The organism is Pseudomonas sp. efr-133-TYG-5 (assembly GCF_030209175.1).
GTDB lineage: Bacteria > Pseudomonadota > Gammaproteobacteria > Pseudomonadales > Pseudomonadaceae > Aquipseudomonas.
Genome location: NZ_JARVSM010000007.1, coordinates 284,114 through 296,267 on the forward strand (window position 1 = coordinate 284,114; position 12,154 = coordinate 296,267).

Here is a 12,154-nt window from a genome sequence, read left to right on the forward strand (position 1 = left end):
GTTCAGGTTTGCTGCGGGGTAGTCGATGGAATCTGCGCGATTTCATCGGATGCCGGTGGCGCGCGGCACTTGTCGGAATCGCCCGATGCGTCCACTCTATCCGGCGACGACCGCAAGCGTTAGCCAACGCTTCGTCGCGATCAGGGAGCTTGCCGCATGAGCGAAGATGCAAAAGCCACAGGTCCGGCCTCGTACTTTCCCGCCATCGAGAAAAAGTACGGCCAGCCCATCGACCACTGGCTGCAGCTGCTGGCCAGCGTCAGCGAGAAAAAACACATGGAACAGGTCGCCTGGCTCAAGACCGAACACGGCCTTGGCCACGGCCACGCCAACGCACTGGTCGCCCACCATTTGGCCGGCGCGAAAAAGTGAGCGCTCAAGGATCGAGGCCAACCATGAGCTTGCACCACAGACCCGTTACCGCCGCTGACGTCGCCACCCTCATCGGTTTTCCGCAGGGCGTACAGGAACTGTTTTTCATGTTCCCGAAAGCGCAGTACCCGCTGACCGAAGAGCAGATGCACACGGCGATCGGCCAACGTTTCGACTCCACCGTGTTCGAGCTCGACGGCGCCGTCGCAGGCTTCGCCAATTTCTACCGCGCCGAACGCCAGGGCATCTGCTGCATCGGCAACGTCATCGTCGCCCCCGGCGCACGCGGCCGAGGGGTGGCGCGCTACATCATCGAAACCATGACCGCGCGGGCCTTCGAACACTGGGATGCCCGCGAAGTGCAACTGTCGTGCTTCAACGAAAACACCGCCGGGCTGCTGCTGTATCCGCAGCTGGGCTTTGTGCCGTTCGCCATCGAAGAGCGCCCGGCGCCGGGTGGCGGGCGCTCGGCGTTGATCAACATGCGCCGCCACAGACACCCGCCGGCAGCGTGACAGACGCCCCTTCGCCCACGTGCCGACAAGGAACGATCGATGTCGCTGAGCTTTCATAAAATGCACGCCAATGGCGACGACTTCATCGTGGTCGATGCGCGCCATAGGGCCAATCCGGTCACCGCCGAACTGGCCCGACGCCTGGGTGATCGCCATCGCGGCATCGGCTTCAATCAACTGGCGGTGTTGCTCGATTGCGCGGACGCCGACGCGCGCCTGGTGTTCTGGAATGCCGACGGTTCGCCGCTCGATGTCTGTGGCAGCGCCACCCGTGGCGCGGCCGATCGGTTGATGCGCGAAGCAAGCAGTCGAACGGTCACGCTGCGCACCGCGCGTGGCTTGCTCACCTGTGAGCGCACTTGCGCCGACAGCATTTGCGTCGACATGGGCGCGCCGACCTTCGCCTGGTCGCAGATTCCCCTGGCGCATGCGCTCGACAGCGCGCACCTGCCGCTGGCCGGCGAGCCTGCCGCGTGCAGCATGGGCAACCCGCACTGCACCTTTTTCGTCGACGACCTGAACACGGTGGACATCGCCAGCCTCGGCCCGGCGCTGGAAAGCCACCCGCTGTTCCCGCAGCGCACCAACGTGCACTTCGTGCAGGTCATCGACCGCCAGCACATCCGCCTGCGCATCTGGGAACGCGGCGGCGGCATCCCGCTGGGTTCCGGCTCCTGCTCGTGCGGCGCCGCCGTCAACGGTATCCGCCGCGGCTTGCTCGACCACACCGTCGCCGTCGAATGCGACGGCGGCACGGTCACCGTGCACTGGGCCGGCCACGGTTCGGTGACTCTCAGCGGCCCGGTCGAAACGACGTTCTGCGGCACCCTCGCCGAAAGCCTGCTGCAGCCCCATCCCGACCGCGCGTAAACACGAAATGTAGCGCTTGTTTAAAAGCGTCCTTCAGACCCTGCCGAAAGGCTACAACGCCTTGCGCCATCCCCTACGACTGCGCCAGAATCCGCCGGCTTGTGCGTCTGGGGCGCGGGTTCTATCGTTTCCTCGTCACTGAAAAAACAGTGATCGGGTTTGGTAGCCCGAGTTAACTAGTCGCATAGCGTCATCATTTTCGGACTCTCTTCGGGTCTGCGCTTTATGGTGGCCATGCGCAGGGCACCTTCGGGTGCGCCGGGTCCTAGTTACCGGTCTACCAACCTTCGTATGGCCGCCACCCTTCGTTTGGTAGCGAAGATGGGGGCTCCTTTTACCAACTAGGAGTTTCACCATGATCAAACCAACGCCGAATCCCCCGGAAACCGACCCGGCATCCCCCTACGAATCCGCCCACTCGAAGAAATTCCACGAAGCCGCCGAGCGCGCCCTCGACCACTATCTGTTTCCCTCGACCGCCCACCAGGCCCCAACCCCCAGACAACCCGAACCCATGTACCTCGCCAACCCGAAGTACAACGCCGAATCCCTCCTGGTCAACGCCAGCGAAACCCTCGGCAGCGCCAGCGAAATGCTCAACCACTTCGCCACCCAACTCAACACTTCCCAGCGCAAGACCCTGCTGGGGATTGCGCAGGTGGTGATGCTCGGTGAGTTGGCGGTGAATCAGGCGTTGGATCATGTTGAGGTGCGCGAGTAACAAACCCTCTGTGGCGACCGGTTCAGGCGTCGCCACAGAGCAAGCGTCTTGGTGTTCTAGAAATTGACGACCTTGGTCGCGGTAATCCGCGGATCGCCGCCGTCGGACTTGTCAAAGATAAACAGCGCCTTGAACTCGGCGCCCCGGCTGTTCTTCACATCCAGGACACCGTGCTTGTTATAGGTTTTCCACGTTCCGTCCTGGATAAGGCTGTCTGGAGAGTTGATCGTCAGCTCTCCATATTGCCCCCGCGCCGTGAAATTGATATTTGCGCTATTCCCGCCCTCGTTGGTGCCTTTGTCGATTCGGTATTGCTCAAGAATGATTTCCAGCCTCTGTTCGAACCGGCGGAAATTTACCCTCAGTTCACCGACAAAACCCGCTGTCGTCGCCGTCAGATAGACAGTGGCCCAGCTGCTGGTTTTTTCTGCATTGTTGTTGTGCTCAGACATGTCCGTTCTCCATGAAGGATCAACCAAAAGATCATTGGCCAGCGTGAAAACTACCGACAGACTGCAGCACTCGCCACTGTCATAACTGACAGGTTTTTAGAGCAATTCTTCATTGTTGCAACCGTGAAAGGTTCTAACCTGCTGCCAGCCCGCTGGCCCATGGCCACGCCTTGCGGGCCTGCGCTGCGACTGTCACTCTTGCGCCGTTCACAAAGGATCTGAACAGGAATCATGGATGAGTGGCTACGTACCCAACCCGCCGAAAAACCATCGCTACGCTGAAGCCAAACCCGTCGACATTCACGCCCAGCGCTGGGCCGAATACGAAAAGCACGGGCAAGCGCCTGCCCCCAAAATGAAAAAGTCGGCATCGCCCTGCGCATCGGCGTGTTCTTCGACGGCACCGGCAACAACGCCAACAACGCTGCCGCAGGGTTGCTGTGTGGCGCCCATCATCCGATTTCGCCGAAGGATATCGATGCCAGCTGCAAGCCGTACATGAGTGATCCGGATAGCAGCTATGGCAACGATCCCAGCAATATCAAGAAGCTCAGCGATTTGTATGAAACTCCCGAAGCCGCCGAAGGCGAAGGGTCGCAAAAACAGGCTTTTCGCATGGTGTACGTCGAAGGTATCGGCACCCGCGCGGGTGAAAAGGACAGCACCTTGGGAGCGGCTGCCGGACGTGGCGAGACAGGTGTTGCGGGGCGAGTTCAAGCTTCCTTTGTATTGATTGAACAGCGTATCAAAGAAGCGATTGACGAGAATCCGGGTAGTGAAATTACCTCGCTGACCTTCGATACCTTCGGCTTCAGCCGAGGCGCGGCAGCCGCACGCCATTTCGCGAATGAAGTCGTGCGTGGCAAACGAGGCCCTCTGGGAGAAATCCTTCGTAGCCACTCGGACATTCTCAGCTCCAGGTTCAACGACCAATACAATGGCGATCTCAGGATGGGCTTTATCGGCCTGTTCGACACCGTGCCATCCATCGCCGGATGGTCAAACTTGGGCAACATCAAAAGTCCCGTCGCAACGGGCATCAAGCTGTATCTGGATCGGCGATTTTTCACCGATGTCGTCCAATTGGTCGCGCGCGACGAGCGCCGAGGCAACTTTGCCCTCAGCCGTGTCGCACCCGATCATCAGGAGATCGTCCTGCCCGGGGTCCATTCCGATATCGGCGGGGGCTATCTGGAAGAGGCTGGGGAATGTGTACTTGTCAGTCCCATGCAGACACTTTTGGTGTCACTGACCACTGATGTCTCTACCACTTCGATTTACCAAGATGCGTTGAGAGTACGAAACCAGTGGATCACGAATGGTTGGCCCGCCGAAATGCTGGAGATCGTGACGCCACCTGCGTTGATGATGCCCAATAGCTCTGAGGATCGATTGAGTCCTCGCGTCAAAAGGGTCTATGCCGCTGTTCAGTTAAAGCGCACTGTCAGTGGAATGTTGTCGAGAGTATGCCTGCGTGTAATGCATCAACAAGCGAAGGCTAAAGGGGTACGGTTCAACGATATTCCCGCAACTTCAGCGTTCGCGATTCCCGCAGAACTCCAGGCCATGTGTGATCGGTTTATTTCAGGAGACTACGGCACCACCCCGCAGGAAGAGCAGATCCTCAAACTCAAGTACATTCATACCTCTGCCAACTGGAATCATCCACTTGGCAGAAGAGATGGAAGTGGCGTGCGCGCGGTGTACATCAACGCCCCCACGCCCGACGACGTACGCGTAAAACACCCACACGTACCTGATTGGACTCTTTGGTGATGAAATCAATTGTAATTCTGGGATGCATCCTGTTCGTGGCCGGCTGCAGCGCAGAACCGCTTTCAGCGAAAAACGATCCCAAGTCTCCATGGTGGGAACTTGGCTTTACTGAACCTCGCTATATGAAGGTTTGGGTAGAGGACACATCGGTCGAGGACATCAAAGGAAAGACGCTTCTGCACACCGGTGGCGGCTCTGCGTCGGGTGGGCAACCAGAGGATGGTACGGAGTCCGCTCGAGGTTGGCACGGTCTGGGCAGCTCCGCGAAAGCCGTGGTGGGCGCTGATCTACCCAAACGAATCTTCGTTCGCTGGCAATCCATCGTCGAACCTCAAACCTATCGCGTGTGGGTGGATATCCCTGAGAAGGCCAGACAATTGATGCTGACGTCGGTCAACCAGCGATGCGCAAAAACGCCCGAGCAAACGGCTACTTACATTTCTTCCGTCTATCTGGGCCTGGCACCCGGTGGTGTGGTTCAGGTTTGGGTCAGAGACGCCTGCCACCATCCTGTCAAAGTAGCCAGGGCCCAAGCAGAGATCGAGCCGCTGGGGCCTGACCAAGGCAAAAACCAAGGCCGTTACGCTTATCCTGTCGACGAAAAATCCAAGCGCTATATCGAGAAGTTCGGCATTCCGTACGGCAGTTGGTGAACCTGGGCTTTTCTCAGAATGAGCAGCTATAGATAGCCGGTGGGTGATTGTGCGAAGGCAGCGGGCGGGCTTGCTCGTAGACCCATGCTCATTCGGCTATTCAGAATCCCCCAGGTCGTCGGCTATGCAATGACAAAGGCCGAACCGCCCAAAACCTCGCCATTGACCATCACCCGCACCTCATGCCGTCCTCGATGATGCTTGCGTGTCGTGAAGTCCTTGATCTGCTGACTGCGCCGTACTCCCTCCAGCGCATACCCCGTCAATTCCAGCGTCTTCAACTTGAACACCTTGGCCGACGTTCCACCATTGGCCTTCACATAATCAATCGCGTAATCGATCACCAGCCGCTGCGTCTCAGGCACGGTCGACTTCACCGTGAACGACAAGGTAATCGTCTCGCCGAGTTGCACCTCAGCCGGTGCCACTTTCACCTCCAGCAGCTCAACTTCAGCCTTGTTGCCCGCGCCGATCACGGTCAATGCGCGTGGGTTGCCCTGTTTGATCAGGCTGCGCAGGGCGTGTCTGGCGATCCAGGCGCTGTGTTTGTTGTCCAGCGACCAGCCTTCGACGGTGTCGAGCACCCATTCGGGGTGGACTTTTGTGATGTCGTTGAGGTGGTTGGCCACGGATTTGCGTACGTACAGGCTGTCGTCGGCTTTCAGGGTGTCGAGGATGCCGGCGGCCAGGTTGGGGTTGGCCTGGATCGGTTCGAGGCGGAATGACCAGGGCAGGCGCGGGCGGCTGCCTTCGCTGGCGAGGCGGCGGACGTGCGGGTTGTCGTCGAGGGCCCAGTCGTGCATGCGCTCCAGCGTGCGTTCGAGGTCGCTGCGCAGGAAGTGGCGGATGGCGAATTCCGAGGAGCCGAACGCGGTGAAGTATTCGAGGGCGTCCAGCGAGGCGTCGAAGGCGTGGCCGCCGTAGCTCGCCACGTAGTGCGGCAGGCACATGCTGACGAAGCCGCTGTTGAGCCGAGGGGCAAGGGCGCGCAGGACTTCGAGGGAATCTTCGTAGTCCAGCGGCAGCACGGCGTGCAGGCATTCGCTGACACGGGCCAGGCGTTGCATCACCGAGAGCTCGGCGAGGCCGCTGTTGGCCTGTTCAAGAAAACCCTTGGCGTTGAACGCCGGGTACACAGCGCTCATTTGCGTGGCGATATGTTGCAGGCGTTCGGCGTTGAAGATTTCCTTCAGGGCCGGGTTGGCGGCTTCGCTGGCGCTCATGTCAGTTCATCGGCGTGCTGGTGAACGCTTCGAGGCTCTCGGCGTACGCAGTGTACTGGGCGATGCGCGGGAAGCGTTCGGCGCTGATCTGGTCGGGCACGACGAGGTCGGTGAAGCTCCACGCGACGGCGAGGCTGATGCCGTCCTGCGCGAGGCTGCCGTCGGTGGGCAACGGCTGCAGTTGCAGCGCTTGCTCGAGGGCGCTGAACGCGGCGGCGAGCTGGCCTTCGACGCGCTCGACCCACGGCTGGTATTGGATGTCGGCCGGACGCAGGTTGCGCTCGTAATACAGCTGCACGGCTTTTTCGCACGCGGCGAGGCTCAGGCCGATCAGGCGCAAGGCCTGCACGCGTTGCGGCAAGTCACGCGGCAGCAGGGATTTGCCCGACAGGGCTTCGAGGTAATCGAGAATCAGCGTCGAATCGATCAGCACCTGGCCGTCGTCGAGGAGCAGAGTCGGCGCCTTGACCACCGGGTTGATCTGCTGGAAACGCTCGAAATGGCGGAACACCGACACCGGTTCATGTTCGAGGCTGACGCCCAGGCACTTGGCGGAGATCGCCACGCGGCGCACGTAAGGGGAGTCGAGCATGCCGATCAGTTTCATGACGCGTTCCTTCAAGTCGAACCGGGGGAGGGCATAACCTAGCCCAGCCGCCGGTAAATGTCAGTCCTCGAAGCCGACCTGCTCGTGAATTTCCTCGATCTGCAACCCCAGGCGATAGGCCACCGCGATAAACAGTGCCTGGCACAGGCACAACGTCGCGCTCAGCGAGCGGAACGCAAACGAGCTGCCTTCATTGACCAGCAGCACGGTGTTCGCGCCTTTGGCCAGCGGCGACAGGGTGCTGTCGGTGAGGATCAGGCTGTCGGCGTTTTGCTGGCGGGCGTAGCGCAGGCAGTGCTGGGTTTCCTTGGCGTAGGGGGTGTAGCTGATGGCGATCACCAGGTCGTTGGCTTGCACACTGCGCATTTGCTCGCGATAGCTGCCGCCGATGCCCGAGACCAGGTGAATGCGCTTGCGTGTGTGTTGCAAGTTGTAAACCAGATAGTCGGCGACGGCGAAGGAGCGACGCACGCCGATGACATAAATGTTGTCGGCGCCGACGATCAGGTCGATGGCTTTGGTGAAGGCGACGTCGTCCAGTTCCAGGCCCAGGCGTTCGATGCCCGCCAGTGTGGCGTCGATGCAGTCACGGGCGAGGGCGCCGTCGCTGGTCTTCTGCGATTTGTTGGCGATCATGCTGCGGATGCGTTGCTGGTGGTTCTGCACCGGCGTGGCTTTGTCGGTGTAGGCCTCGCGGAACAGCGCCTGCATTTCGCTGAAGCCGCTGAAGCCGAAGCGCTGCGAGAAACGCACGATGGCCGACGGGTGCACTTCGCATTCACGGGCGATGTCGCTGATGCGGTCGACCATGATCCGCTCGCTCTGCTGGCTCATGTAGCTGGCGATGCGCTTGAGCTGGCGCGGCAGGGTGTCGTACTGCTCGGTGATCAGTTGCAGCAGACGCCCGGCAGTGATCGGGGGGCTGGCGAGGTCGCGTTCGGGCGCGTGTTCGTCATTGGCCGGCTGATCGGGGCGGGTCATGGGCAGTCCTTGTGGCTGATCGACGTTGGGGCTACGGGCCTGAGAATAGGCGGGTTGCGGGCAGTCTACCGGTTGATTTGCGACAGCTTTTGTCGCGGCTGCGCTGCTGAAACGATGCACTGCGCGGACTGCATGGCTGAAAAATATTGCGACAAAACGCCGCCCGACCGCCGTTTGTCTTCTATATACAGCCGCTCGACTGAATTTCTTGCTATAAACGCACTCCGATGACCGCCACGATGCCTGTGTCAGAGCAGTTTCCGGGTGTTGTCGGACAAATTCCCTGTATTTACAGTTGCTGAGGCCTCAAACGGGCCTTAGACTGCCGCCCCTTCGTAAATTGAGTGCCGGGTGGCGTTTGCAATAAACGATGCCTTTTCGACGACCGCACGCGGTTCGCCGGAACGCTCCCTAATTCGCCTTAATGCACGTTTTTTTATAGAGATATCAATGACAAAGGACAAGTTGCTGGCCATGCCGGCAGATGACTACATGAACGCCGAGCAGCACGCTTTCTTCACCGAGCTGTTGCAGAACATGAAAGTCGAAACCCACGAGCGCATTGAGCAAAACCGTATCGCTATCGAAAGCCTGGACACCCCGGCTGACCCGGCGGACGCGGCATCGGTCGAAGAAGAGCGCACCTGGCTGGTGAACGCAATCGACCGTGACCAGCGCATGCTGCCGCAGCTGGAACAAGCCCTTGAGCGAATCAAGGAAGACAGCTTTGGCTGGTGCGACGACAGCGGCGAGCCGATCGGCCTGAAACGCCTGCTGATCAGCCCGACCACCAAGTACTGCATCGAAGCGCAAGAGCGTCACGAGCAGATCGACAAGCACCAGCGTCAGGCTTGATGGCTGAGACGACCCCTTGATTGCGGGTCGTCGCGAAAAGATCGCAGCCTTCGCCAGCTCCCACGGGGCTGGCGAAGGCTGCGATCTTTGCTTTTTGTCGTCCACGATATTTCGCGCCGTTCCATTGACCTGCCACAGACCCCACGACTAACGGACCATGGATAATGGCGTTGTAGTGGCGTTTAATGCAGCCACAACAATGAGAACATGCGTGGGGTAACGAAATGACGAGAGATGGATCTCTGGTTGCGGCTCTGCCTGCACCAGTTGTTTTGCCGAGAAACCGCTGGCTCGCTCCGAGCCTGCAGAGTGTCGCCCTGCTGCTGTTGCTCGCCGGCATGACGCTCGGCGAGTGGCCCTTGTACGTGGGCATGCCGTTGGCGGTGCTGATCGTCTGGCTGCCGCGCCTGCGCTCGCGCAAGCCTGTCGCTGCCCAGCCGCTCGACAGCGGCAGCGCGATGGCGGAACTGACGCGCGATCTTTCCTACAGCACCAGTCATAACGCGCTGTCAGCGGCGGGCGTGGCGTTTTCCGTCAAGGAACTGGCCAGCAAGCTGCAATCGCAACTCGACGCGGCCGCGCAGATTGTCAGCAATGCCGAGGTGATGATCGCCACGGAGCAGGCCACCTCGCAGCTCAGCCGGGAAGCGCTGGGGGCCGCCAGCGAAGCCCACCACAGCAGCGCGGCGGGGCGCAGCGAGCTGGTCGATTCGATTGCGCGCATGCGCCAGCTCAGTGAACGCGCCAGTGCCAGCCGGGAAATGATCGAAGCCTTGAGCCAGCGCAGCGACGATATTCAACGTGTGACGCTGGTGATTCAGTCCATCGCCAGCCAGACCAATCTGCTCGCCCTCAACGCCGCGATTGAAGCCGCCCGCGCCGGCGAGCATGGTCGTGGTTTTGCGGTGGTCGCGGATGAGGTGCGCGGGCTGGCGGCGCGCACGGCGTCGGCGACCGGCGAGGTCGGCGAGATGGTCGCCGACATTCAGCAGCGCACCGCGCAGGTGGTGGAGCAGATTCGCCAGCTCTCGGATGATCTGCACAGCGGTGTCGAGCAGGTCGAGCACACGGGCGAGCATCTGCACAACATCGCCCGGCTGGCGGCGGGTGTGGAAGGTCAGGTCGGCGAAATCGCCCGGGGCGCGCAGACCAATCGCGAACAACTCGACAGCCTGTTCACTGCCATCGAGCAGATGCGCAGCGATCTGGCGATCAGCGACCAACAAACCCGCCGCCTGGCCGAAGCGGCGGTGCTGATGGAAGGGCAGGCGGAAACCATCAGCGAGCGCCTCGCCGAGGTGGGCCTGGATGACTATCACCAGCGCGTCTATGACCTGGCCCGCGAGGGCGCGGCGCAGATTGCCGCGCGGTTCGAGGCCGATATCGATCAGGGGCGGATCAGCGCCGAGGATTTGTTCGACCGCCAATACCAGCCGATTCCCAACACCCAACCGGCGAAGTTCCAGACCCGTTTCGACCGCTACACCGATCAGGTACTGCCGGCGATCCAGGAGCCGCTGCTGCCGCGTCATGAAGGTCTGGTGTTCGCCATTGCCTGCACGCAGCAGGGGTATGTGCCGACTCACAACCAGATTTTCAGCCAACCGCTGACCGGCGACGTGCAGGTCGACACGCTGCACAACCGCACCAAGCGCAAATTCGCCGACCGCACCGGCATCCGTTGCGGCAGCCATCAGCAAGCGGTGCTGTTGCAGACCTACACCCGCGATACCGGTGAGCTGATGCATGACCTGTCGGTGCCGATCATGGTCAAGGGCCGGCACTGGGGCGGTTTGCGCCTGGGCTATAAACCGGAGCATCCGCGCTGAGGCATTGTTGCGCGCTGTGCAACTATTCTGTGCAGCGTCGTTGCTGTTTCCTCTTGATCGAAGTCATTAATATGCCTACTTAGTTAGGTAGCTAATGAATTTGAGAGGTCAACATGCAAAGCCGAGTCGATGTCGCGGTGATGATTGGCAGTGGTGTACCCGCTGCGTTGCGAGCGATGGGGCAGAGTGTCTGCTGGGTGGTGCTGCTCAATGGCGAACGGCGCGGCACGGCGTTCGCCAGCCGCGACGAGGCGGAAGAATGCAAGGCTGCGTGGCTCGCGCAATTGAACATCGGCCCCCACGACAGCCTGCATTAACACCAGTTGCCGGCGTCGGCGAGCCGGCGCCGGCAGGATTTTATTTGCCGTCGTGCAGGCGCACGTTGAGCTCGTCGACCATCACGGCTTCCTCGCCGTCGGCACGCAGCCATTCCTTGAGCAACTGGGCTTGTTGCGGGCTCCAGAAATCGGCATCGATCAGTTTGGTGCCGGCATCCAGCGGATGGGCCTCGATGAAGTCATCGATGGCACTGCCGTCGGAGGGCAGGCCGAGTTGATCGAACAGGGTTTTCAGGTCGTAAGCAGGCAGTTCCATCATGTGCTCCTAAAGCGGGCGCCGGGATGGCGCGATCTGATACTCACTGTATCTGAGGCAGGCTCACGCCAGGAGTTCGATCCGAGATTCAAGCGAGCGGGCCAGGGCGCATGCGGCGTTGTGACTGCCGCGGAAACCTCTGACACGCCCGGTGGCGGTTTCCCTGATATGAAAAAACGCGGTTCCGGCGGGCACCACTTGGAACATCGGTGGTCTGGTAGGGTGCTGCGCTGCCGATAACCCCTGTAGCGAGGGCAAAGGCAGGGCACGGGAGGTGGCGTTGGGGGCGCCGGCAGGCAGAAACAGATGCGTCAGAGTGCACATATGAAGTCCTTTTCATGGATTGACCCGCATTTACAGGCTGCAGCGGGTAGTCGCGACCCGCATCGCTGCTCTAGAATCGCCAACACCTGTTGACGACATGACGTTATCTAAAGCAATTTTCTGCCGGCGATATGTCGGAAATGTGCTTTTCTTGGTGAGTTTTTTCCCTAAAGTTCGAAGTCAGTTTTCTCTGGCTGCCTGTGACGCGTTTTCCTTCAACCTTTGGCGAACGTCGGTGCAGGTTTCGCGCGTGGTATTCCAGTAGTCTTGCGAACCATCGCGATGGATGAGCGTTCCGCTCCCTCCAGGCATTTATTTGTGTATGTGGCATGACCACCGGGCCGTTTTGCGCCGTGGGCGTTTTTCGTGTACGGCACTCTTT

The 12,154-nt window shown here is 60.4% G+C and carries 14 protein-coding genes and 1 pseudogene; 9 read left to right on the forward strand and 6 right to left on the reverse strand.

What is annotated here, in order from left to right:
- The first annotated feature begins 156 nt into the window (after nt 1–156).
- From QRN70_RS23305 to QRN70_RS23320, 4 genes are all read left to right on the forward strand, one after another.
- A complete protein-coding gene (locus QRN70_RS23305) occupies nt 157–372 on the forward strand; it encodes a DUF4287 domain-containing protein (protein ID WP_285420238.1) in 216 nt (71 codons plus the stop codon).
- 23 nt (nt 373–395) lie between these two features.
- A complete protein-coding gene (locus tag QRN70_RS23310; protein ID WP_285420239.1) occupies nt 396–887 on the forward strand; it encodes a GNAT family N-acetyltransferase in 492 nt (163 codons plus the stop codon).
- A 39-nt stretch (nt 888–926) separates the two neighbouring features.
- Nucleotides 927–1,757 (forward strand): diaminopimelate epimerase, encoded by an 831-nt coding sequence (dapF, locus tag QRN70_RS23315; RefSeq protein ID WP_285420240.1) that lies wholly within the window; start codon nt 927–929, stop codon nt 1,755–1,757.
- Between the two features lie 355 nt (nt 1,758–2,112).
- Nucleotides 2,113–2,478, forward strand: a complete 366-nt coding sequence (locus QRN70_RS23320; protein WP_285420241.1) for a DUF6124 family protein — start codon at nt 2,113–2,115, stop codon at nt 2,476–2,478.
- A gap of 56 nt (nt 2,479–2,534) precedes the next feature.
- Here QRN70_RS23320 and QRN70_RS23325 read toward each other — a convergent pair whose 3' ends face one another.
- The gene (locus QRN70_RS23325; RefSeq protein ID WP_285420242.1) at nt 2,535–2,930 is read right to left on the reverse strand and encodes a hypothetical protein; all 396 of its coding nucleotides are present in this window, start codon (nt 2,928–2,930) and stop codon (nt 2,535–2,537) included.
- A 235-nt stretch (nt 2,931–3,165) separates the two neighbouring features.
- Between QRN70_RS23325 and QRN70_RS23330 the strand changes: the two are divergent.
- Both QRN70_RS23330 and QRN70_RS23335 read left to right on the forward strand, forming a co-directional pair.
- Nucleotides 3,166–4,706 (forward strand): annotated as a pseudogene (locus tag QRN70_RS23330) (phospholipase effector Tle1 domain-containing protein).
- On the forward strand, nt 4,706–5,359 hold the full coding sequence (locus QRN70_RS23335) for a DUF2931 family protein (RefSeq protein ID WP_285420243.1): 654 nt from the start codon (nt 4,706–4,708) through the stop codon (nt 5,357–5,359). Before QRN70_RS23330 ends, QRN70_RS23335 begins: the two are co-directional and overlap by 1 nt.
- Nucleotides 5,360–5,481: 122 nt before the next feature.
- On the opposite strand, the gene QRN70_RS23340 is transcribed toward QRN70_RS23335, so the two are convergent.
- The 3 genes from QRN70_RS23340 to QRN70_RS23350 are packed head-to-tail and all read right to left on the reverse strand — an operon-like array spanning nt 5,482 to nt 8,170.
- A complete protein-coding gene (locus QRN70_RS23340) occupies nt 5,482–6,582 on the reverse strand; it encodes a DNA alkylation repair protein (RefSeq protein WP_285420244.1) in 1,101 nt (366 codons plus the stop codon).
- A 1-nt stretch (nt 6,583) separates the two neighbouring features.
- A complete protein-coding gene (locus tag QRN70_RS23345) occupies nt 6,584–7,189 on the reverse strand; it encodes a glutathione S-transferase (RefSeq protein ID WP_285420245.1) in 606 nt (201 codons plus the stop codon).
- Nucleotides 7,190–7,249: 60 nt separating this feature from the next.
- Nucleotides 7,250–8,170: a MurR/RpiR family transcriptional regulator gene (locus QRN70_RS23350; protein ID WP_285420246.1), complete on the reverse strand. Its 921-nt coding sequence runs from the start codon at nt 8,168–8,170 to the stop codon at nt 7,250–7,252.
- Between the two features lie 450 nt (nt 8,171–8,620).
- Between QRN70_RS23350 and QRN70_RS23355 the strand changes: the two genes are divergently transcribed.
- The 3 genes from QRN70_RS23355 to QRN70_RS23365 all read left to right on the forward strand — a co-directional run bounded on the left by QRN70_RS23355 (nt 8,621) and on the right by QRN70_RS23365 (nt 11,171).
- Nucleotides 8,621–9,025, forward strand: coding sequence for a TraR/DksA family transcriptional regulator (locus tag QRN70_RS23355; protein WP_065260998.1), 405 nt, complete (start codon nt 8,621–8,623; stop codon nt 9,023–9,025).
- A 224-nt stretch (nt 9,026–9,249) separates the two neighbouring features.
- Nucleotides 9,250–10,854 carry a methyl-accepting chemotaxis protein gene (locus QRN70_RS23360; RefSeq protein WP_285420247.1) on the forward strand — a complete coding sequence of 535 codons (1,605 nt, stop codon included), beginning with the start codon at nt 9,250–9,252 and terminating at the stop codon, nt 10,852–10,854.
- A 113-nt stretch (nt 10,855–10,967) separates the two neighbouring features.
- Nucleotides 10,968–11,171, forward strand: a complete 204-nt coding sequence (locus tag QRN70_RS23365) for a hypothetical protein (RefSeq protein ID WP_285420248.1) — start codon at nt 10,968–10,970, stop codon at nt 11,169–11,171.
- A gap of 40 nt (nt 11,172–11,211) precedes the next feature.
- Here the strand turns inward: QRN70_RS23365 and QRN70_RS23370 are convergent, their stop codons facing one another.
- Together QRN70_RS23370 and QRN70_RS23375 are read right to left on the reverse strand one after the other, a co-directional pair.
- On the reverse strand, nt 11,212–11,448 hold the full coding sequence (locus tag QRN70_RS23370; protein ID WP_285420249.1) for a DUF2789 family protein: 237 nt from the start codon (nt 11,446–11,448) through the stop codon (nt 11,212–11,214).
- Nucleotides 11,449–11,511: 63 nt separating this feature from the next.
- Nucleotides 11,512–11,772 carry a hypothetical protein gene (locus QRN70_RS23375; protein ID WP_285420250.1) on the reverse strand — a complete coding sequence of 87 codons (261 nt, stop codon included), beginning with the start codon at nt 11,770–11,772 and terminating at the stop codon, nt 11,512–11,514.
- Nucleotides 11,773–12,154 lie beyond the last annotated feature (382 nt).